This is a genomic window from Prosthecobacter sp. (genome assembly GCF_029946185.1).
Taxonomy (GTDB): Bacteria; Verrucomicrobiota; Verrucomicrobiia; order Verrucomicrobiales; family Verrucomicrobiaceae; genus Prosthecobacter.
In genome coordinates, this window is record NZ_JAQSEA010000126.1 from 26,202 (window position 1) to 47,119 (window position 20,918).

The following is a 20,918-nucleotide window of genomic DNA, read 5'->3' on the forward strand; positions in this document are numbered from 1 at the left end:
AGGCTCATCCTTTATCTAATCTCGATCCCCAGGCAGGAGAGCAGGCTCATGGCCTCTGGAAGTTCGAAAATGGCGCCTTTGACCTTGTTCTGGGTCACGTCGATCACGTAGTTCTGTGCCCCGGTGAATAGCGCTCGTTCTAGGTCTGTGTGATTGAAGACAGCGCCAGCAAGATTACACCCGTCAAACTTGGCTTCACGAGCTAACGCATTGGTGAAGACCACTTCCTTCATACGGGTGCCTGAGAACCTGGTCTTGTTAAGCTTCATTCCAAAGAAGCTGGAGTAGTCCAGCAGCGAGTCTAAAAAAGTCGCATTGAATGCAAATCCGGTCTGGTACCAGTTGATGCCTCGTAGCTTACAGTTTCGGAAAATGACTGAACTGTAAGAAGATCCTGTGACATTGGCCAAAGAGAGGTCAGATGATTCGAATTCACAACTCTGAAAAGTGCAAGTATTGAAGACGGTTCTCTCGAAAGTGCAGTTGGAGAACTTGCAACGGGAGAAATCAACCCCTTCCAGCACTTGATCGCTCCAGTTGGCGGTGATCTCTTCAGAAGCGTAGGCGGAGTCAGCTGTCGGAATATGATCCATCGGAATTGGGTGGTTGGGGTAGTGTGAATCTTGCTCTTCGAAGCGGCGATGAGTTTATTCCATGTGAGATGCTGGTGCAAAGGCCACCTGCCATTCATAAAAAAGGAGGCATTGCCTTTCAGCAATGCCTCCCGGGATTTAGCAACGAACGTTGATGAATCAGAACTTATAGCTGAGGCGCAGGCCGACGTAATGAGCCTCTACGGACTGACGGAAGTACTGACCCTGGTAGTTGAGCAGCAAGCCGAGGGCTGGAGTGAACTGGAAGTTCAGGCCAGCTCCTGCGACCATGTAATCCTGGCCATAATTCTGACCTCCAGCGCTCACCACGAAGGGTTGGTTGATGAGGCCAACGGTGGTGCCGTTGTTGTTGTTCAAGTTCTGGCGCTCGTAGCTCAGACGGGCCTGTGCAGTGATGACTGCAAAGTCTGTTTTGATATACTTGCTCACCGACCAGCCAATGCGTGAGATCAGGGACTCGGTGGTATTTTTGTTGTAGGCCAGGGCAGCAAGGCCACCGCTGGACTCTCCAAAGGCGTCGATGGAGACGTGGGTGTAGTCGAGGCCAATGAACGGACCGGTCACCAGACTGTTGTTCTGGAAGCGGAAGTTCCAGCCCGAGTTAAACTGCACAGAGTGGGTGAAGGCGTCTGTGTCACCGCGAGCATTGCCGAACCCGATCGTGTTGCGGTTCGTTTCGAGGTCATAGCTGCCGAAGTTGTAAAGCAGATCAGCCCAAAAGGCCTTCTTCACATAAGAAGTGTAGGCGCTCAGCGCGTAACCATTCATGTCCATGTTGCCTACGCCGTTCGCGAATGTCTGTTTGGAATCCAGCCAGTTGAGGGCGAACCCGATGGCCACATTAGGGGTGACATGAATTTCAGCGCCGACTCCTGGGCTCCAACTGTCAGACTGGACTCCCGCCTGATTGCCGAAAGCACCGAGATTGGCATTGTTGTAATTCACCGAGGCAAAAACTTCCCATTCGCTGGTGCGAGTGCGGCGCTGAGCGATTGGGCCCGGCGTCGGGTTTTTCCCATAACCGTCGCCCTGGCCATTGACCACGCCTTCGTTGAACTCGTTTTCATCGGAAAGGTCGCCCTGACCCGCGCGGAGGAAGAACAGGCGGCCATTCACATCGGTGAGGACACTCTGAGCACTTGCGAGCACGGCCTGCCCCATGGCGTTGCCCATTTGGAGACCGGTGATGGTGTCGATGACCGTAAAGACACCGGAAGTCTGGCTGAAGTTGCCTACCTGTGTCGCCGTGAGATTCAGAGCGGTGGTATCGAGATTGCCGGTGAGACCCAGATTGCCCGTAATGGTGGCACCTGGAAGGAGAGTCACCACCTGCCAGCTGTCGCCGCCAGTGAAGCCAGTCAGTGCCGTAGGGTTGCCAATGACCAAAGTGCCGCCTGCGACAGAATTCAGATTGCCGCCGAGGATGAGCGAGTCGGAAGAGCCCAGCACGAGGGTGTTGTTGCCAAGACCAGCTCCAGTGAAGAGATCGACCGCCAGAGTGCTGCCGAGGCCCATGTTGAGCGCGCCTGCCCCTGAGGTAATCAGCGTGAGCGTAGAAGCGACGGGAAGCACGGTGGCATTGCCAACAACGATTGCACCATTGTTGTTGATGGAAGCACCTGGATTCTCAGTGATGACGCCAGTGCCTGCAAGCGTAGCACCTGCGGCAATCGTGTAATCTGCACCACCGATGTGGGTGCCCAGCACGTTGAGAGTGCCAGCATTGACTGCGGTGGTGCCCGTGTAGGTGTTGGCACCGGAGGTCGTGAATATGCCTGTGCCATTTTTGACCAGCGAACCGCCGAGGCCACTCAGACTCCCACTGTAGGTGGTCGAAGTGTTGTCACCTCCTGTTGTCAGTGTGTTGGCATTGAGAGTGGTGTTGCCATCTCCCGCAAGACTGCCGATGGTTTCACTTGTGAGCAGGTCGAGTGAACCCGGTGCCGTCACGATTACTGCAGAAGTATCTGCAATCGCTGCTCCGTTTTGAAGCTGAAGGATGCCCTGAGTGACGGTGGTTGGGCCATTGAAAGTGTTCGGGCCACTCAAAAGCAGTGTTCCAAGACCCGTCTTATTCAACTGGCCGGTGCCCGAGATCGCGCCCGAGATGTTCGTGTTGGCGGTCCCATTGACCTCCAGTGCGAAACCTGCCAAATCGATCGGAGCAGTCACATTCAGCCCACCTAGACCTGCATTGAACGTTTGTGCTGCGCCTAAAGTGATGCCTGCAAAGCTAATCGTCTGCAGGCTGGCGGAATTGTTGGTGATTCCGCCTGTGAGAGTAATCGCACTGCCATCGAGAGTGAAAGCGCCCGCAAGCAGATTGAAGGTAATCCCAGCAGAGGTGGCTGTGGCTGCATCATTCGTCGAGGCAAGGTTCAAGAGCCCATCAAATTGAAGGCCGAGCGCATAATTGGGAGCTGTATCCAGGTCCCAATTTAAGTTAGTTGACCAATTTCCATTCCCGCCACCACCATCCCATATTTGGCCCGCTTTGACCTCTTGAAACGGACTGCTGAGAGCCAGCAGCGCCACGGCGAAAAGACCTTTACGAGAGCCTCTGTTTCGCTGTTTATTTTTGTCCGATGTGAGTTGGTTCATGATTATTTTATGCAGTTTGGTTGGTTTACTTTGCGTAGAACGTCCGGGTTTTTGTCCGCACGTTCACCCTGCATAGGTGAGTCTTGACCGCGCCGCTATGGGGTGAAACCCTACCTTGTTTTTGTTTTGCCACTGCTCATGCCCGCTCATGAGATTGGATGATATGCGGATATTTACTCGGTTATAATAAGAAATATACATATTCAGTAGCAGGTCAAAAAACATCATATCAGAACGAGCTTGAGGGACTCACTTTGGTCAAGCACCACCGATCCTCTTGTTGATGATCAAGTCTTCAGCTTCACTTTCGCGTTAAGATCAACCTCCGCTTCTTGATCTCCCATCAAGATCAGGAGATCGAAATAACAGAAGGCAAACCATGGACACGCCGGTGCCTTTAGCTAATCTGACGATACATGCGAAATGCGATTTCATTCTTCACCCTGCTGCTACTGGTGGCCTGTATCAGCACACTCAGTGCACAGGAAAAACCGATGAGCGCGAAGGAGGCGAAAGCTGCGTTCGACAAGGCAGATCATGCTTTGAATGAAGCGTGGGCCGCTGCGAAGCGGGCGCTGCCGGAAGGCGAATTTAACAAGCTCAAGGAGGAGCAACGCGCGTGGGTGGAGTATCGCGACTATCTCGCACGCTCGCCGATTTACACTGGTGCGAATGGATCGGACGCTCTGGCAATTGATGCACCTGCGTATTTGGAAGCCGCTGCTGGCATTGAGGATATGCGCACTGAGTGGCTCAAAGCGTTGATTCACGACTGGAAAGATGAAACAGTGACCGGCTACTGGACGGACAGCTACGGTGGCAGCTTTGAGGTCGTGGAGCGCGATGGGCATCTGCATTTCGTGGTCCAGTGCGCGCGCGGCCCCACCTCGCACGTGGGTGGCCTGGCAGGCATGGCCGTATGGAACCCGAACATCGGCTGGTTCAGTGACAAGGGTCTGGACAAGGATAAGACTGACGAGACCAATCTCAGTTTCATCCTCCGCGACAAGAGGCTTGAAATCACCGGTGCGAACACCGGCTATTATCACGGTGCACGTGCCTATTTTGATGGTAGCTACGTCAAAGTGAAACCCTTGGACGCGAAAGCGCAGGTGAAGATTGTCAAAGCCGCGAAATCGGGCGAAGTGCCGGAAGAATAAAACCCAACACGAACTCATCATGCACGCCGCAGGCCCCAAAAACCCGCTTCATGGCATCACGCTTCAGGTGATGGTCACAAAGCTCGTCGAACACTACGGCTGGGAGATGCTCGGCCGCATGATTCCAATCAACTGCTTCAACTGGCAGCCCAGCATCAAGTCCAGCCTCGTCTTCCTCCGCCGCACCCCTTGGGCACGTGAAAAGGTTGAGGCTCTGTACATCGATTCTTTGCCGGATATGCAGCCGCAGCCGGAAGGGGAGGCTCCTCAAGAAGAGGCTGGAGCTGCCCCCCTCAATCCAAACCGGGATCAGGCTTCGGAGCTGATAAGCGAACCCCCGTTTCCTTAAATACCCGGCGGCATTACAGCCGCTCCACATGCTGCAAATGCTCGGGCGGTGGATTGTCCGCATCCACGTCATGGATCTCCACCACGCGGCCGTCGTCCATGTTGGCGATGCGGTTGGCGTGGTGAAAGATGCGGTTGTCATGCGTGACGATCAGCACCGCGCGGTCTTTGCCTCGCGCCACGTTTTCGAAGAGTTCCATCACCACATGGCCGTTCTTCGCATCCAGCGCCGCTGTGGGTTCATCGCAGATGATGAGCTGCGGCTCATGCACCAGCGCACGGGCGATGGCCACGCGCTGCTGCTGCCCTCCTGAGAGCTGTGAGGGGCGGTGCTTAAAGCGATCGCCCAGCCCCACCTGCTCCAGCACTTCCTTCGCTCGCTTTTCCGCCTTTGAGGCTCCCACGCCTTGGATCAGCAGCGGCACGCTCACGTTTTCTGCGCAGGTCAGTGTCGGGATGAGATTGAAGGACTGGAAGATGAAGCCGATGTGTTTTGAGCGGAAGCGTGTGATCGCCGCCGTGGACATCTGGCGCAAATCATGGCCGAACACCTGCAACTCGCCCGCATCCGCTTTCAGGGTCCCGGCGATGATGCTGATCAGTGTTGTCTTGCCACAGCCTGACGGCCCTACCAGCATGGTGATGTCTCCACGCCGCACTTCCAGGTCGATTTCCTTCAGCACTTGCAGTCGCGAGCCGCCATCGCCAAAGCTTTTTGAAATGCCCTTCACATGCGCCGCGAGCTGGGTTGTTTCAGGGGAGGTCATTTCGTGTTGATTCTACGCAGTCTCGATGGCTGCGGTTGCCAGTCAGTTCAAGTCAGGAATGAATCAAGGTGACGGGGGCTCCCGACCACGTCACCTTGGGACTCAAGCGGTTGAAACTATCGCAACAATCCGGGCGTTTACTGCGCCCCATTCCATTTATGAAGTATCGCACACTGATCTCACTCCTCGCCCTCGCCGCATGCTCTGCTGGTGCACAGGCCGCGCCGCCCAAGGCACCGAAGCTCGTCGTGGCGATCCTCGTAGATCAGTTGCGCTACGACTACCTGGACCGCTTTCACCACCAGTTTGTTGAGGGTGGACTCCGCGAGCTGACGGACAAGGGGGCCTTCATGACCTTCGCCCAGTACAATTACTATCCCACCGTCACCGCGCCGGGGCATGCCAGTTTTTTCAGCGGCAGTCCGCCCATGATGCACGGCGTGATCGGTAATGACTGGTTCGACAAGCGCAGCGGCCAAATGATGTACTGCGTGGAGGATCCGGATGTGACGGGCGTGGGCACCAAGCCAGACGCCAAGGCTGGCAAGATGTCGCCGCGCAATTTCATCGGCGGAACGGTGGCGGATCAGATGCGGCTGCACTGGGGCTCCAAGGTGGTCAGCATGTCGGTTAAGGATCGCGGGGCGATTTTGCCGGCGGGGAAAAAGCCCACGGGTGCGTATTGGTTTGAGTCGGCCACGGGCAATTTCATCACCAGCAGCTACTATCAGACTGAACTGCCTGCCTGGGTGAAGGCCTTCAATGACAGCAAGCGGCCGGACGCCTTTGTCGGTCAGACTTGGGACCGCCTGCTGGATGAGAAGCAGTATCCCATGCCAGATGAGGCTGTGGGAGAGAGCCGCCTGGCCGGTGAAAAAACCAGCACATTTCCCCACAAGGTCATCAAGGAAGAGGCGGAAGGTTATGAGCCGATCCTCTCCACCCCATTTGGCAATCAGCTTCTGGCTGAGTTCGCCAAAGCGGCGATCGAAGGTGAAGGACTGGGGCAGGGGACCAAGCCCGATTTGCTCTGTGTTTCGTTTTCATCCCTCGACTACTGTGGTCACAAGTTCGGACCCTATTCGCAGGAAGTGCAGGACATGACCCTGCGGCTGGACCGCCAGTTGAAGGAACTCTTTGCCTATCTCGACAAGAAGGTGGGGCTGGCAAACGTGGTGATGGTGCTGACCGCCGATCATGGCGTGGCGCCGACGCCTGAAAATGCGAAGGAGCAGGGGCTGGATGGCGAGCGTCCGAGCGTTGTGGAGAAACTCGTGGAACTGCAGGCCAAGATGGTGGAGCGTTTTGGTGCAGGCCGGTACTTTCTCTCTTCCAAAGGCAGTTTGAAACCACGCCTAGTGGACGGAAACCTCTACTACGATCACGCCGTTTTGCAGGAAAAGAACCTGCAGCCCGAGACCCTCACCGCCTTCATCCGCGAATGGGCACTGTCCACCGGAGTGTTTCATGCCGTCTATGGTCGTGACCAACTGTTGGAAGGTCGCGCACCCGGTGTGATCGGCCAGCGCATCGCGAACGGTTTCAATGGCGAGCGCAGCGGCGACGTCGTGCTCATCCTCAAGCCTTGGATGATTTCTGGTACGGGCAAGCCCGGCACCGGCACCACTCACGGTTCGCCCTTCACGTATGACACGCATATTCCCATCATCTTCTATGGCGCACCCTTCAAAGCGGGTCGTTATGCGGATGAGTTTAGCATCACCGACTTAGCACCAACCCTATCCGCAGGCTTGGGGATTCAGGAGCCGCCGATGTGCATGGGCAAGCCGCTGGTCAGGGCGCTGAAGTAGAAGTGTAATCCAATGCGAAGGGGCTTTGCCCCCTTCTTTCCTCATTCACGACAGGTGTTCGAACCCAGCCTGATCACCAGTTTCATTTCGAAGCTCCTGGCGTATGATGGCCTTTCTCACCAGTAGGATGAGCACCAGCATCAAGCTGGATGCGATGAGTGCCATGCCAAGAGGCCGAAGAGAATAGTACATTTCATTTTTTAACATTGCATGGCTGACCTGAACACGGCTACTGACCTCCAAGATGCGAAAGATGCAAAGAACGAGATAGGCCGTGGCACAAAAGACCGGGATGAATGTAAGCACTAATTCCGGCGAAAAGGACCGGTGTGGCTGGGTACGCTTCCTCATGATGACGACGACGAACAAGCCGATGCTTACTGTTGAAAGGATGTAGAGAAACAAGCCGAGAGAAACAGATCCAAGCGCTCCCTGCGCATAGTATTCGCGTGGCATGGCGGCTATAACTGAAGCTGAGAGGAACGCTTTCATCGAGATGATGGTATGCGAGGCGTTGACACATCAACATTGGATCGAAAAAAAACTTGTCTAGTGTAATTGAGGCGACGCATGTCTGCTAGGATGGGCGGTTTGCGGGACCGTTGCGAGGTGAGTTGGAGTGGGCGCTGAATGAGGCGGGGGCGGAGACCCCGTCACCTTGGGCGCAAAAAACGCCCCGTCACGCTTTTGTCATTGGCTGCGATTTGTTGGGGCGTTCCTGTGGCTAAAATGTCCCCCCCTTCGGTGCCGCCGCCGGGGCCGAGGTCGATGATCCAGTCGGCGCAGCGAATGACGTCGATGTGGTGCTCGATGACGATGAGGGTGTTGCCCGCATCCCGCAGGCGGAGGAGGACTCCGAGCAGGGTTTGGATGTCGGCGCTGTGGAGGCCGGTGGTGGGTTCGTCGAGGACGTAGAGGGTGCGGCCCGTGCTGCGTTTGGCGAGTTCGGCGCTGAGCTTGATGCGCTGCGCCTCACCGCCGGAAAGCGAGGCTCCGCTTTGGCCGAGGCGGATGTAGCCGAGACCCGTCTCCTCCAGCGTACGCAGCTTCGGGCCGATGGTGGTGCTGCGGTCAAAGAAGCGCACGGCTTCGCTGACGGTCATGTCGAGCACGTCGGCGATGTTCTTGCCTTTGAAGGTGACTTCGAGGGTCTCCGCGCCGTAGCGACGGCCTTTGCAGGATTCGCAGGTGACATAAACATCGGCGAGGAAATGCATGTCGATCTTAATGACGCCATCGCCTTCGCATTTTTCACAGCGACCGCCCGGTGTGTTGAAGCTGAAGCGCCCGGCATCGTAGCCGCGCATGCGGGCGAGCGGGAGCTGAGCGAAGAGCTCGCGGATGGGGCCGAAGGCTCCGGTGTAGGTGGCGGGATTGGAGCGGGGGCTGCGACCGATGGGTGACTGGTCAATGACGACGACTTTGTCGAGATGCTCCAAGCCGGTGATTTTTTCGTGCGCGCCGGGGATGTCTTTGGCGTCGTAGAAATGGCGGCGTAGCGCGCGCATGAGGATATCATCGACGAGGGTCGATTTGCCGCTGCCGGAGGGACCTGTGACGCAGGTGAAGCTGCCGAGCGGAAAGGCGGCGGTGACGTTCCGCAGATTGTGCTCCGTTGCGCCGTGAATGGTGAGTGCGTGCTTGGAGCGTGGTCCCACGGGCTCTGTGAGCAGCGTTTGAGGCAGGGCTTTCGCTTCGATCCGAACTCTGCCGCTCAGAAATCCGCCGGTGATGGAGTTTGGATTCGCGGCGATCTCTGCGGGCGTGCCCTGCGCGGTGATCCTGCCGCCGAGCTGTCCGGCTCCGGGGCCAAGCTCGATGATGTGATCCGCTGCACGCATCGTGGCCTCGTCATGCTCGACGACTAGAACGGTGTTGCCCAGATCGCGCAGGCGCAGCAGCGTTTGAATCAGACGCTCGTTGTCGCTGGGATGCAGGCCGATGCTGGGCTCGTCCAGAACATAGAGTACGCCAGCCAGACCGGCACCGATTTGTGAGGCGAGGCGGATGCGCTGCATCTCGCCGCCGGAGAGCGTGCCGCTCTCACGGTTCAGGGCGAGGTAGCCCAGTCCCACTTGCTCCAGAAACTCAATGCGTTTGGCGATCTCGCGCTGCAATTCGCCCACATACGCCTTCTGCTGCTCCGTCACCTCCAGCTCACGCATCCACTTCAAAGCGTCGCGTGTTTGAAGCGCGGTGAAATCGTGAATGTTTAAACCTAGGCCGGGTTGCAAGTTTAAAGTTTTAAGTTTAAAGTTGGAACTCAGCCGTACCGCCAACGATTCCGGTTTCAGTCTTTTTCCCCCACACGCGGCACACGCTTGCGGATTCATCAGACGGGTGAGGGCGGCGCGGAGCACGTCGCTCTCGGCGCTTTGATATAGGCGGGCGATTTCAGGCAGCAGGCCTTCGAAGGGCTTGGCGACGCTGCGTTTGTTGTCAGTCTTTTTCCAGCCGGTGCTGATGGCGGCTGCGCCGGTGCCGTGAAACAGTGCGTGTTTGAAGGCCTTAGGCAGATCCTGAAACGGTGCGTCCATCGGCGCATCGAAGTGCTTGGCCAGAGCTTCGATGCTCTGATTGAAAATCACCTTCACTTTCGGATGCCGCGCCCACCAGGCTTTGATCGCGCCATCGGCGAGCGATTTGGACTCGTCAGGTACCAGCAGCGTCGGATCGGGCGTGGGCGTTGTGCCGGTGCCTTCGCAGACGGGGCAGGCACCGAGGTGGGTATTGAAAGAGAAGTGCTGGGGCGTGAGTCGCTCGATGGCATAGCCGGTGCGCGGATTCGCAAAGGCGGTGGTGTAGCTGAGGATTTCGTCGCTGCCGTCGAGGTTTACGAGAAACTGCACCTCGCGCTCGTTCCAGTGCAGGGAGCTTTCGATGGCCTCCATGAGCCGCTGGCGTGAGTCCGCACGCACTACCAGACGGTCGATGACGATCTGCACCTGCTGCGTTTCATCCTCCTCCAGCTTGAGTTTGTCCTCCAGTTCTACCACGGTGCCGTTCAGCCGAACGCGCACAAAGCCCTGGCGCTTCAGCTTTTCAAACAGAGTGCGGGTGTCCACGCTGCTTCCCGGTGGCTGGGGGGAGAGTACCATGACGCGCGTGCCTTCACCCAGAGCCAGCACCTTGTCGGCTATCTCCGGCGGCGTGCTGCGGTGGAGCTTTTCACCGGTTTGCGGATCGTAGGGCTGGCCCGCCACGGCGTAGAGCACGCGAAGGTAGTCGTAGATTTCCGTCACCGTGGCGATGGTGCTGCGCGGGTTCGGGTTTGAATGCACCTGCTCAATGGCCACCGCAGGTGACAGCCCCTCGATAAAATCCACGTCTGGCTTCTGCATCTGGCCCAGGAACTGCCGAGCGTAGGCGGACAGACTCTGCACGTAGCGGCGCTGGCCCTCGGCAAAGAGCGTGTCGAACGCCAGCGAAGACTTCCCGCTGCCGCTGACGCCGGTCAGGACCACGAGCTGGTGCCGTGGGATGTCCACGTCGATATTTTGGAGGTTGTGCTGCCGTGCACCCCGCACGCGAATCACGTCTTCAGGCATGGGTACACACAAGCCGCGTGGGGCAGGGGAGATCAAGCCCAAGAAAAGCCCGGCTGGCCCGTTTCCAGAATGGTGCATGAGGGCGGTTGATTATCTCCGCCCTCTCTCCTAGACTCCCCCACTGCCATGAAACCTCTCCTTGTCATCGCCCTGGCCCTCGCCGTCGGTTACGTCTCCTACGAGTATGTGTATCCGCCTTTTGCTGATGCCATGAAGTTCACCAAACACGTTCCCAAAAAGGAGGAGCCGAAGGAGATCGTCGTCGCCCCCGCGCCGAAGCCGGTTAAAAAAGTGCCGAAGATCGTCATGGAGGCGCCCGCGCCGAAGCCGGAGATGAAGCCCGAGGAGCCAAAGCCGGAGATGCCCAAAGCTCCTGAACCACCGCCGGTGGATCCAAATGCCTTCGTCGCTCCCGTATTCCCACCGGTGGACGAACTCACCCAGAACTGGGCTGTGGTGCCGAAAGGGTTCTTTAATACGCCCAAGCAGGTGACCATGAAGAAAGACCTCGAACTCAAGATGCAGATGGGCAAGGCCACCGCTGCCACCACCTTCAAGTCGGGTGCTAAAATCTTCGTCATGGGCCAGGACGGGTCCAACCTTGTGGTGGGAGCCTCAGCAGGTTCTCCCATGCGCGGCCTCGTCGCCATGGACGACACGGACTTTAAGGACGTGTTCACCGCTGCTTATGAGCAGGTGAAGGTCGTCCAGACAGACAATGCCCGCAAAGCCCACGAATACCGTCTGGCTGCCGCTGAACGCGCCCAAAACGCGCCGGCCGCCTCCTCCGGTGGTGGCAGCAGCAATGACAAGCCCGCCAAAGATGCCGATGGCTCCTACCCGCTCCTTCTTGCCAGCATGAAGTCTGGCGAAGTCACCGAGATCAAGCCCGACAGTATCAAGTCCTGGAGCGACGTGACGAAGGAAAAAATCGACGGCACCGAATACTGGACCGTGAACGTGAAGTACGAAACCCAGACCATGTTCGGCAAATTCGAAACCGAAGCCCAGGCTCGCATCAAAAACGGCCGCGTCGAGAAGTGGGTGTACACCGGCTCGGGTGAGGTTGTGCCGTAACTTTACTTTGTAACGAATTGATGATGCTCTTGATCGTCATCATCGTTCTTATGATGGGCATTGCTCTCGCAGCGTATCTCTTTGGGCGACGGTATCGGACTTCGCGGGTCAGTCGTGGCAGTGCCCCATGCCGTGAGCCGAATGAATTGTATGGCGATGGGCGGTCTGAGGAGTTTCATGGCTTGGAGAGCGGTGATTTCGATGATGCGGGCAATGCGGACTGACTGTCTCCGAACCGGACGCGTTGAGGCGGGACCCAGTGCGATTTGGCTTTGGCGCAGGTCTTGATTCCTTGACCACCTCTTGACTCTTTCCCCTGTCTTGCCACGTAACTCCTTCCGATGAAGATCATCCGCCACACCGACTCCGACTATGCCGCCGCTGCTGCCACTCTCAACCGCCGTGCCGAGGCCAGCGATGCCGTGCGTGAAGTCGTGGCGGGCGTCATCAAGGCCGTGCGTGAGCGGGGCGATGCCGCCGTGCTCGAACTCACCGAGAAATTCGACGGGGCCAAACTCACCGATGAGCTGATGCGCATCCCGCAGGCCGAGCTCGACGCTGCATGGGACGCCGCAGATGCCCCGCTTAAGAGCGCCCTCGAATCTTCCCACCGCAATGTAACGGCCTTTGCGCAACGCAGCATGCGTCAGGGCTGGGAGTTCACCAATGAGCAGGGGGCCACGGTCGGCGAAGTCTTCCACCCCTTCCAGCGCGTCGGCTGCTACGTGCCGGGAGGAACCGCGCCGCTCGTCTCCACCTCGCTCATGACCGTTGCCATCGCCGCCGCTGCGGGGGTGCCGGAGATCGTCGTTTGTACCCCCTGCGGGCGCGACGGCACGGTCAATCCGGGGCTGCTTGCTGCGCTGAAGCTCGCCGGTGCCACCGAGGTGTACAAAATCGGCGGCTCGCAGGCCATCGCCGCACTCGCCTTTGGCACAGAGACAATTCGTCCCGTCGTTAAAATTTTCGGTCCTGGGAACAGCTACGTCGTCGAAGCCAAGCGCCAGTCCTTCGGCGTTGTCTCCATCGATCTGCTGCCCGGCCCCAGCGAAGTACTCATTCTTGCCGACAAGTCCGGCAACCCCGCCTTCATCGCTGCGGACATCCTCGCGCAGGCCGAACACGGCAAAGACAGCATGGCGGGATTCCTCACTGATGATGAAGCGCTGCTCGCTGCGGTGGTCGTACAGGTAGAGGAACAGTCCAAAACGCTCAGTCGTCAGGCCCAGCTAACACCGGTACTGGAAAAAGGCGTCTTCCTCATGTTGGTCCCCAGTTTGGAAGAAGGCGCACGCCTCGCCAACGATTTCGCGCCCGAGCATCTCACGCTCATCACCACGCGTGAAGACGCCATCCTGCCGCTCATTCGCACGGCAGGCGCGATCTTCCTTGGCAATCACTCGCCTGTCGCGGTGGGCGATTTCCTCGCGGGCCCCAGCCACACGCTGCCCACCGGCGGTTCCGGCAAATCGTTCCCGGGCATTACGGCAGACATGTTCCAGCGCCGCACCAGCATCATTCGTTTGGATCGCGAAAGCTGCGCGAAGTCGGACCCCATCGTCAGCGCCATCAGTGCCGTTGAGGGGCTTGATGCGCACGCCCGTTCGGTATCCATTCGCTGCTCATGAAACACTGTCTCTGTCTCATCGCCCTGCTGCTTGTTGCCTGTGGCAAAGAGGAGGCCAAGCCCCAGCCCAAAGCCCAAGCTACTGCTGCGGCTCCCAAGCCTGCTCCGGAGAAGAAGCTGCCTCCCGTCCCTCAAGGCAAGCTGCCCAAGATGGAACCCGAGAAAGCCAAGTTCATCGCTGTGCCCAGCACCCCGAAAGATCCCGAGATTAAGCTGGTGGACAAGCCCTTGACGGAGATCAAGAGGGTTGAGACACCAGTCACTGAGACTAAGAAAGTGGCAGTTCCTGCGGTCGAAACGAAGCCTGCCGAGCCGCCCGCTACTGAGGACGAGAAGGCCGCACCTGCGCAGCATTAGGCTACGCGGTAGCTCGTTCCAGGTTTTGAGAGTTGCGGGGCCTTTTCCAGAGCGAGCTAAAGCTCTGGAGTACTTTGTGCCAAGCGCGATGCCTCACACCGGCACCCGAATCTCCAGCCACTGGCTTTTCGCATCCGCAGGCGTCACTTCCCGCGCAGCAGCCTCCATTGCGACCGGCATCAGCGCAAAGTCGCCAGCCTTCAGCACTGTGCCGCCAACGCTGATCTCACCACTCACCACGGCCAGCGTCATACTTTCCCCCACCGCTCCGGCCTGCTTGGAGCCGCTGCACAATTTGACGTCAAAGTACTCACAGGTCACCAGCGTGCCATCCGCCGCGATCTGCTGCATGCTCGGCTCGAAATCGGTGAAGTCGATGCTCTGCATGGACTCCTGCAAATGAAGTGCGCGCGGCTTGCCATCCAGCCCGACACGGTTCCAATCAAAAACGCGATACGTCGTGTCGCTGTTCTGCTGGATCTCATAGATCAGCAGCCCCGCGCCGATGGCATGCACGCGACCGCTCGGAATGAACAGGCAGTCGCCCGTGTGTGCCTGGATCACATGTACCACCTCGGCTACGGTGCCGTTTTGCAGTGAGGCTTCAAAATTCGCCCGCGTGGTCCCCAGTTTTAGGCCAGCATAAATTTTTGCGCCCGGATCGGCATGGGCGATGAACCACATCTCGGTCTTGGGCTCGCCTTTCAATTCGGTGGCCATGCTCGCTGGCGGATGTACCTGGATGGAGAGATCATCGCAGGCATCGAGAATCTTCATCAGCAGCGGGAAGGTGGGGCTGGTGGAAGCCAGCAGCGCTGTGCCAAACACCTCTTCGCGGTGGTTCGTCCATAGCTCATGCAGAGACACGCCTTCCGCCGTCGCACTCGGGGCCTCTGGACGGTCTGACACCGCCCAAGCTTCGCCAAAGGGCGTCGTTGTATCCGGCAGCGTGGCACCCAGCAGAGTCTCCATGCGTCGGCCACCCCAAACGCGGCTTTGATAAATAGGCGTGAAACGAATGAGGCGATTGAATTTCATGTGATGAGAATCAACCACAGCCTGCGTTGACGCTCTACCACGATCTCGCCAGAATGCCCTCCGTGAACCCAATTGACGCCAGCTTTATCCAGTCTCTGAAGGAAATATTACCTCCTGACAGAGTTCTCACCTCAGCCGAGGACATCGTGCCCTACAGTTTTGATGGCACCGCCGCCCTCAAGCAGCGTCCCGGCGCAGTCGTTTTCCCGCTGACCGCCGAAGAAGTGTCCGAATGCGTCAAACTCGCCCGCAAAAACAACGTCGCCGTCGTCACCCGTGGCTCAGGCACCGGTCTGAGTGGTGGTAGCGTTCCTCTATCAGGCTGCCTTGTTATCTGCCTCGTGAAGATGGACAAGCTCATCGAAGTGGATGAAAAAAACCTCACGCTGCGTGCGCAAAGCGGCGTCATCACCAAGGAGATCGACGATGCCGCAGCGAAGGTGGGGCTGTTTTACCCGCCGGACCCCGGTTCGATGAAAATCTCCACCATCGGTGGCAACGTGGCCGAAAACTCCGGCGGCCTGCGTGGACTCAAGTACGGTGTCACGCGCGATTACGTCATGGGCATCGAAGTGGTGCTGCCAGACGGCACGCTGACCTTCCTCGGCAACAAGTGCGTCAAAGACGTGGCGGGTTACTCCATGAAGGACCTCTTCATCGGCAGCGAAGGCACGCTCGGCATCATCACCGAAGTCATCTTGAAAGTACTGCCGCGCCCCACAGCACGCAAGACGATGCTCGCGCTCTACGATTCCATGGACGCCGCCGCGAAAACGATCTCCGCCATCATCGCCGCGAAGATCATCCCCTGTACTCTGGAGTTCCTCGACCGCGTCACGGTGCAATGCGTCGAAGATTACGCCAAGATCGGCCTGCCTACCGATGTGGAGGCCCTCGTGCTTATGGAGACAGACGGTCATCCCGTCGTCGTCGAAGAAGAAGCCGCGCAAATGATGGCGCTCGCCACAGCCAACGGCGCACGCGCTGTCGTCGCCGCTGCGGATGAAGCTGAAGGAGCCAGACTCGCCGCTGCGCGGCGCAATGCCTTCTCCGCGCTCGCCCGCGTGCGCCCTACCACGATTCTCGAAGACGTGACCGTGCCACGCAGCGAACTTGCCACCATGGTCGCCTTCATCGACAGCGTCGCGAAGAAGCACAAGCTGCAGATCGGCACCTTCGGTCATCTTGGCGATGGCAACCTGCACCCGACCTTCCTCACCAACGAACGTGATCTCGAAGAGATGCACCGCATCGAAATCGCGCTCGAAGAAATTGTCGATGAAACCATCCGACTTGGCGGTACCGTCACCGGCGAGCACGGCGTCGGCCTGGCCAAAAAAGCCTTCCTCAAACGCCAGCTCGGCGAAGGCAGCTACGAACTCATGCGCAGCATTAAACAAGCCCTTGATCCCCAGGGCCTGCTGAACCCCGGGAAGATTTTTGATCCGAGGAACTAACATGCCATCTGCCAATCTCCTCAAATCCCTCGATTACTCCGTTTTGCAGCAGTGCATGCACTGCGGCATGTGCCTGCCCACTTGTCCCACTTACGTGGAGACGAAGATGGAGCGAAACAGCCCACGTGGCCGCATCTCGCTCATGCGGGCGGTGGCCGATGGCGAACTCGAAGTCACCAAGGCACTCTCCGATGAAATGTACTACTGCCTCGGCTGCCTCGCCTGCCAGACGGCTTGTCCGGCGGGTGTGAACTACGCCGAGCTGTTTGAAACGGCGCGTGCCGAAGTCGAGCAGGCGCAGGTGAATGACGGCATGCAGCGAGGCTTCTGGCGCTGGCTCTCGTTGAACGTCATCTTCATGCGCCCATGGCTGCTACGTTTGATCGGTCGTGGGCTGCGCGTGTATCAAAGCACCGGACTCGAAAAGCTGATGCGCAAGGTGCACTTCTTCGGCCTCATGCCGCGCTCGCTGGCGGCCTTGGAGCCGCAGACACCGCAGATTTCGCCGCAGTTCTCTGATGACATTATCTGGCCGGAGGAGTCGCCCCAAGCGGGCCGGAAATACCGCGTCGGTTTGCTCACCGGTTGCATCCAGGATCTCGCTTTCTCCAACATCAATCGCGACACCGCCGACGTCCTGCTCGCCAACGGCTGCGAGGTCATCACGCCGCGCTCCCAGAGCTGCTGCGGCTCGCTGCACGCGCACAATGGCGAACTCGAACTCGCGCGTGAACTTGCTCGCAGGCAGATCGACAGCTTTGATCTCGACGAACTCGATGCCATCATCACCAACGCTGGTGGCTGCGGCTCGCATTTGAAGACCTACGGCCACCTGCTGCACGAGGATCCGTTCTACGCGGCCAAGGCGCAGATGTGGGACAAAAAGGTGAAGGACATCCACGAATGGCTGGTGCAAATCCGCTTCCGCAAACCCACCGCAGGTGCCGGAGTGAGTGAAGTCACCTACCACGAAAGCTGCCATCTTTGCCACGGCCAGAAAGTCGTCTCGCAGCCACGCCAAATCCTCAACAGCATTCCCGGACTCGTGTTCAAGGAACTCCCCGAGTCAAACTGGTGCTGCGGCAGTGCCGGTATCTACAACATCACGCAGCCTGAGCAGAGCCAGAAGCTTCTGGACCGCAAAGTCGCCAACCTGCGTCAGGCCGGAGCACCCGTCGTCGCCACCAGCAATCCCGGCTGCCATCTTCAAATTGCCAACGGTTTGCGAGCATGTGGTGATCATCCTTGTCACGAAGTTACGCAGCCCGTGACCTTGCTGGCGCAGGCGTACCGCGCCGAGTCGCCCGCCTTGACCCACTCTTGACGATTCTTTGACCCTTTGCCCCTCTCATGGAACTCGACCTCACCGGCCCGCTTCGCGAAGACGCCTACATGATCCTCGCCGGACTCGTCACCCCGCGCCCGATTGCACTCACCACCACTGTCGATCTCGAAGGCCGCGTGAATGCAGCCCCGTTCAGCTTCTTCAACGTACTGGGAGATTCCCCACCCATCGTCGGCCTTTGTCCTGGAGATCGCTCAGCGGGTGTGCCGAAGGATACTGCGCGCAACATCCGCCTCACGCATGAGTTTGTGGTGAATCTCGTTGATGAAGCGCTCGCTGAAAAAATGAATCTCTGCGCCGCCACACTATCACCCGGTGAAGACGAACTGCTCCATGCTGGGCTCACCGCCGTGCCAAGCACAGTCGTCAAACCACCACGCATCGCCGAATCTCCTGTCAGCTTCGAATGCCGCAGCCACAGCATCATCGAGATCGGCGACAACCGCCTCATCATCGGCGAAGTCCTGCGCGTGCATGTGCGTGATGGCATTCTGGATCCCGAAACCTGGCTCGTAAACCCCGGCAACTACCACCCCATCGGCCGCATGCAGAGCCCGAGCTGGTACTGTCGCACGCAGGACATGTTTGAAATGAAGCGGCCGAAGTGACTTTTTTCGCACGCAGGCGTCAGTGAAAGGTGATTTTAGGGACTGAATTTGGAAGGGGAATTTAATCGTCCTTAGCGTGCAATGAGAGGAAGGTGGTTCATTCAGCCACAATCAAAACAGCAGGAGCATAAAGTGGTACTATTGTGCCGAGGTGTTGCCGGATGAACGTGATGGGCATGGCGGATGCTAAGTAGTTAGGTCCCCCCCCGAAACTTGAGTCAAAGAACAGCCCCATGCTGGTCATGGAAGTCCACGGTCATGTGGCGGGGAGGGCAAACACATCCTCTCATATGAAACGACCTCCAGTACTCCTGAGCCTGTTGTTAATGACGTCTTGGGCCGGAGCGCAAACCTATCAATGGGATGGCGATCTCACCACGACAGGTCTTCAAAATGGCAACGGTGTCTGGAGCACGGATGCCGGTGTCAGTACCAATTTGAGGTGGTATAAAGAGGGTGCGTACAGCGCCTGGGACAACAGCGGGCTGGGCGTGGCCGAGTTTGGCTACACCAACAGTACCTCGGGCGGCACGATCACCCTGAATGGTGAGATCAAACTGGCCGGAATGATCTTCGACTCGCTGGGGACACCGCTCGGAACCACCGCTCACGCGTTTACCGGCGGCACGCTCAATTTCGGTTCCGGGGGGCTCGTGAGCATTGCCAATGCGGCATCGGGTGGCAGCACGGGTGGCCAGTGGATCACCTTTACGTCCTTGCTTAAAGGCAGCGATCTCACCTTTCAAAAGTCGGGTGGCTCCACTACGGCCTTTGTGCGCATCAGTTCGGTGAATCCGGATCTCACCGGCACGCTGACACTCAGCAGCGCAACGGGGGCCACCAGTGGCATTTACCTCAGCGTTGGCCTCCCCACCTACATCAGCAGTCTCGGCAGCATTGATGTGAAGGCCCTCTCCATTTTTAATCCCACGGGCGCAGGTGTTTACACCACGGCTCTCACCATTGCCGGCGTAGGAGCCGCCAATTACGGTGCCGTCCGCGTGGACCCCTCCAACACCACGTTCAGCGGGGCCATCACTCTAAGTGGTGACGCCCGCTTCCATACGCATATCAACACGGTCAACACCACCATCAGCGGCGGCATTGGCGAGACCGGGGGCAGTTGGAGCTTCAGCCGTACCGCCTACGCCCCCGTCAACACACTTCTTCCGCTGACCCTTACGTACGCGGCTCCCAGCACCTACACCGGCGCCACCATCCTGGGGCGTGTGCTCAGCTATGTCAGCACCACCGAAAACGCGGGCACCGAAGGCGGGGTGAACATTCTCGATTTTACCGCTGCGACGGCGGCAGACCATGACATGCTGTATCATGGCACAACGGCGGGTGAGCTGCAATTGCTGGGCGGCCTCACCACCCGCACGGAGCTGCAGCTCATCGGTGCCGCAGGCAAGGCCAACAGCCAGACGTTTGGCAGCCTGCGCGTGCAGCAGAGCGCGACTGCGATCAAGCTTGTGTCGGGCTTTGGCGGCAGCATGAGCATGGACCTGGGAGACATCTCCCGCACGGGCAGCGGGGTGGTGGCCATCACCGCGCCCGTGACTGGCCAGATCACCGGCAGCGTCGGCGGTGCCGTCCAGGGCTTGGTGGGAACCTGGGCCACCTACCGCAGTGCGAACGGTCTTGTCGGCGGCTGGGCCGGCATGACCGGTGGAGTTGTCGGCGTTTACACCGGGGATCTCGCCTATCAGGCAGGCGCTGAAGTCACCGCGCTGCTGGGTTACACGGCTGCTGCCAATCTGCAAATTTCAGACGAGTCCAGCGGAGATGTACTGTTCGCCGCCGGAGTCACGGATCTGGCCACGCTCTCGATGACTGGCACCGCCAGCGCACGCCAGCTTGATCTGGCAGGCAAAACCCTGCGGCTTGCCGACAGCGGCGGCGTGCAGGTCATTCAGGGCGCGCAGGCGCTGGCAGTTGGTTCGTCCGGAGACGGTAGCTACCTGACGGCTGGCGGTGCGGACAATGCCGTCGGGCAGTTGATGCTGACCAACATGTCCACCACAAACGCACTCACGATCAACTCCGCCATCATCGACAACGGGAACGGAAGTGTCAGCCTCAACATCAATGGTGTCGGGCGTACGGTGCTGACGGCTGCAAACTTTTTCAGCGGCACGGTCACGGTGGATAGCGGCGTGCTGGAAGTGAGCAACAGCAGCGCGCTCGGCACATCAGGCTCGACCGGCATCACCAAAATCATGGCAGGTGCGTCTTTGAACCTTTCCGGCGGTATTGCCTTGAACGAAATGATCCAGGCTAACGGCCACGGCATCGCCCTCGACGGGGCCATCCGCAATCTCAGTGGCATCAACACCATCACGCCCACGGTACGCTTTCAGTCCACCACGCGGTTTAGCTCCGACAGCGGCACGCTCATTTTTGCGGGTGGCATTGCCGCTCAGATCAGTGCCACCAGCTACACCTTTTCCGGCAGCGGCGACTTTGAAGTGCATGGTGCCATCACTGCTACCTCCGGCATTCTCACCAAGGAAGGCAGTGGCATACTGACATTAATGGCCACGAGTACGGGCACGGG

At 58.5% G+C, this 20,918-nt stretch carries 16 protein-coding genes and 1 pseudogene; 11 read left to right on the top strand and 6 right to left on the bottom strand.

Annotated elements, in window-relative coordinates:
* Nucleotides 1-11 precede the first annotated feature (11 nt).
* A complete protein-coding gene (locus PSV43_RS10480) occupies nucleotides 12-593 on the bottom strand; it encodes a pentapeptide repeat-containing protein (RefSeq protein ID WP_300196506.1) in 582 nt (193 codons plus the stop codon).
* 159 nt (nucleotides 594-752) lie between these two features.
* On the bottom strand, nucleotides 753-2,996 hold the full coding sequence (locus PSV43_RS10485; RefSeq protein ID WP_300196507.1) for an autotransporter domain-containing protein: 2,244 nt from the start codon (nucleotides 2,994-2,996) through the stop codon (nucleotides 753-755).
* 635 nt (nucleotides 2,997-3,631) lie between these two features.
* Here PSV43_RS10485 and PSV43_RS10490 point away from each other — a divergent pair.
* Complete coding sequence (locus PSV43_RS10490) at nucleotides 3,632-4,375, top strand: lysozyme inhibitor LprI family protein (protein WP_300196508.1); 744 nt, start codon at nucleotides 3,632-3,634, stop codon at nucleotides 4,373-4,375.
* Between the two features lie 19 nt (nucleotides 4,376-4,394).
* Nucleotides 4,395-4,724: a VF530 family protein gene (locus tag PSV43_RS10495; protein WP_300196510.1), complete on the top strand. Its 330-nt coding sequence runs from the start codon at nucleotides 4,395-4,397 to the stop codon at nucleotides 4,722-4,724.
* A 13-nt stretch (nucleotides 4,725-4,737) separates the two neighbouring features.
* On the opposite strand, the gene PSV43_RS10500 is transcribed toward PSV43_RS10495, so the two are convergent.
* Nucleotides 4,738-5,490, bottom strand: coding sequence for an ABC transporter ATP-binding protein (locus PSV43_RS10500; protein ID WP_300196511.1), 753 nt, complete (start codon nucleotides 5,488-5,490; stop codon nucleotides 4,738-4,740).
* Nucleotides 5,491-5,648: 158 nt separating this feature from the next.
* Between PSV43_RS10500 and PSV43_RS10505 the strand changes: the two genes are divergently transcribed.
* Nucleotides 5,649-7,301, top strand: a complete 1,653-nt coding sequence (locus PSV43_RS10505) for an alkaline phosphatase family protein (protein ID WP_300196513.1) — start codon at nucleotides 5,649-5,651, stop codon at nucleotides 7,299-7,301.
* Between the two features lie 45 nt (nucleotides 7,302-7,346).
* Here the strand turns inward: PSV43_RS10505 and PSV43_RS10510 are convergent, their stop codons facing one another.
* The gene (locus tag PSV43_RS10510) at nucleotides 7,347-7,793 is read right to left on the bottom strand and encodes a hypothetical protein (protein WP_300196515.1); all 447 of its coding nucleotides are present in this window, start codon (nucleotides 7,791-7,793) and stop codon (nucleotides 7,347-7,349) included.
* 161 nt (nucleotides 7,794-7,954) lie between these two features.
* A complete protein-coding gene (uvrA, locus tag PSV43_RS10515; RefSeq protein WP_300196517.1) occupies nucleotides 7,955-10,849 on the bottom strand; it encodes an excinuclease ABC subunit UvrA in 2,895 nt (964 codons plus the stop codon).
* A gap of 126 nt (nucleotides 10,850-10,975) precedes the next feature.
* Between uvrA and PSV43_RS10520 the strand changes: the two genes are divergently transcribed.
* The 4 genes from PSV43_RS10520 (at nucleotide 10,976) to PSV43_RS10535 (ending at nucleotide 13,910) form a co-directional block, all read left to right on the top strand.
* The gene (locus PSV43_RS10520) at nucleotides 10,976-11,926 is read left to right on the top strand and encodes a hypothetical protein (RefSeq protein ID WP_300196519.1); all 951 of its coding nucleotides are present in this window, start codon (nucleotides 10,976-10,978) and stop codon (nucleotides 11,924-11,926) included.
* 20 nt (nucleotides 11,927-11,946) lie between these two features.
* Nucleotides 11,947-12,150, top strand: a complete 204-nt coding sequence (locus tag PSV43_RS10525; RefSeq protein WP_300196521.1) for a hypothetical protein — start codon at nucleotides 11,947-11,949, stop codon at nucleotides 12,148-12,150.
* A 117-nt stretch (nucleotides 12,151-12,267) separates the two neighbouring features.
* Nucleotides 12,268-13,554, top strand: a complete 1,287-nt coding sequence (hisD, locus tag PSV43_RS10530; protein ID WP_300196523.1) for a histidinol dehydrogenase — start codon at nucleotides 12,268-12,270, stop codon at nucleotides 13,552-13,554.
* On the top strand, nucleotides 13,551-13,910 hold the full coding sequence (locus tag PSV43_RS10535; RefSeq protein ID WP_300196525.1) for a hypothetical protein: 360 nt from the start codon (nucleotides 13,551-13,553) through the stop codon (nucleotides 13,908-13,910). The genes hisD and PSV43_RS10535 overlap by 4 nt, the downstream gene beginning before the upstream one ends.
* 93 nt (nucleotides 13,911-14,003) lie before the next feature.
* Here PSV43_RS10535 and PSV43_RS10540 read toward each other — a convergent pair whose 3' ends face one another.
* Nucleotides 14,004-14,948: a type I phosphomannose isomerase catalytic subunit gene (locus PSV43_RS10540; RefSeq protein ID WP_300196527.1), complete on the bottom strand. Its 945-nt coding sequence runs from the start codon at nucleotides 14,946-14,948 to the stop codon at nucleotides 14,004-14,006.
* 53 nt (nucleotides 14,949-15,001) lie between these two features.
* Between PSV43_RS10540 and PSV43_RS10545 the strand changes: the two genes are divergently transcribed.
* From PSV43_RS10545 to PSV43_RS10560, 4 genes and pseudogenes are all read left to right on the top strand, one after another.
* Nucleotides 15,002-16,405 carry an FAD-linked oxidase C-terminal domain-containing protein gene (locus PSV43_RS10545; protein ID WP_345784660.1) on the top strand — a complete coding sequence of 468 codons (1,404 nt, stop codon included), beginning with the start codon at nucleotides 15,002-15,004 and terminating at the stop codon, nucleotides 16,403-16,405.
* A 1-nt stretch (nucleotide 16,406) separates the two neighbouring features.
* The gene (locus tag PSV43_RS10550) at nucleotides 16,407-17,729 is read left to right on the top strand and encodes a (Fe-S)-binding protein (RefSeq protein ID WP_300196531.1); all 1,323 of its coding nucleotides are present in this window, start codon (nucleotides 16,407-16,409) and stop codon (nucleotides 17,727-17,729) included.
* Nucleotides 17,730-17,755: 26 nt separating this feature from the next.
* Nucleotides 17,756-18,358, top strand: a complete 603-nt coding sequence (locus tag PSV43_RS10555; protein WP_300196533.1) for a flavin reductase family protein — start codon at nucleotides 17,756-17,758, stop codon at nucleotides 18,356-18,358.
* 290 nt (nucleotides 18,359-18,648) lie between these two features.
* A pseudogene (locus PSV43_RS10560) lies at nucleotides 18,649-20,918 on the top strand (hypothetical protein); the annotation flags it as partial.

Bases quoted from the DNA above. Each gene is read 5' to 3' on its own strand.
- PSV43_RS10480 (WP_300196506.1), bottom strand. From the start codon at position 593: ATGGATCATATTCCGACAGCTGACTCCGCCTACGCTTCTGAAGAGATC.
- PSV43_RS10495 (WP_300196510.1), top strand. From the start codon at position 4,395: ATGCACGCCGCAGGCCCCAAAAACCCGCTTCATGGCATCACGCTTCAG.
- PSV43_RS10500 (WP_300196511.1), bottom strand. From the start codon at position 5,490: ATGACCTCCCCTGAAACAACCCAGCTCGCGGCGCATGTGAAGGGCATT.
- PSV43_RS10490 (WP_300196508.1), top strand. From the start codon at position 3,632: ATGCGAAATGCGATTTCATTCTTCACCCTGCTGCTACTGGTGGCCTGT.
- PSV43_RS10510 (WP_300196515.1), bottom strand. From the start codon at position 7,793: ATGAAAGCGTTCCTCTCAGCTTCAGTTATAGCCGCCATGCCACGCGAA.
- PSV43_RS10525 (WP_300196521.1), top strand. From the start codon at position 11,947: ATGATGCTCTTGATCGTCATCATCGTTCTTATGATGGGCATTGCTCTC.
- PSV43_RS10535 (WP_300196525.1), top strand. From the start codon at position 13,551: ATGAAACACTGTCTCTGTCTCATCGCCCTGCTGCTTGTTGCCTGTGGC.
- PSV43_RS10545 (WP_345784660.1), top strand. From the start codon at position 15,002: ATGCCCTCCGTGAACCCAATTGACGCCAGCTTTATCCAGTCTCTGAAG.
- PSV43_RS10555 (WP_300196533.1), top strand. From the start codon at position 17,756: ATGGAACTCGACCTCACCGGCCCGCTTCGCGAAGACGCCTACATGATC.
- PSV43_RS10550 (WP_300196531.1), top strand. From the start codon at position 16,407: ATGCCATCTGCCAATCTCCTCAAATCCCTCGATTACTCCGTTTTGCAG.
- hisD (WP_300196523.1), top strand. From the start codon at position 12,268: ATGAAGATCATCCGCCACACCGACTCCGACTATGCCGCCGCTGCTGCC.
- uvrA (WP_300196517.1), bottom strand. From the start codon at position 10,849: ATGCCTGAAGACGTGATTCGCGTGCGGGGTGCACGGCAGCACAACCTC.
- PSV43_RS10540 (WP_300196527.1), bottom strand. From the start codon at position 14,948: ATGAAATTCAATCGCCTCATTCGTTTCACGCCTATTTATCAAAGCCGC.
- PSV43_RS10520 (WP_300196519.1), top strand. From the start codon at position 10,976: ATGAAACCTCTCCTTGTCATCGCCCTGGCCCTCGCCGTCGGTTACGTC.
- PSV43_RS10505 (WP_300196513.1), top strand. From the start codon at position 5,649: ATGAAGTATCGCACACTGATCTCACTCCTCGCCCTCGCCGCATGCTCT.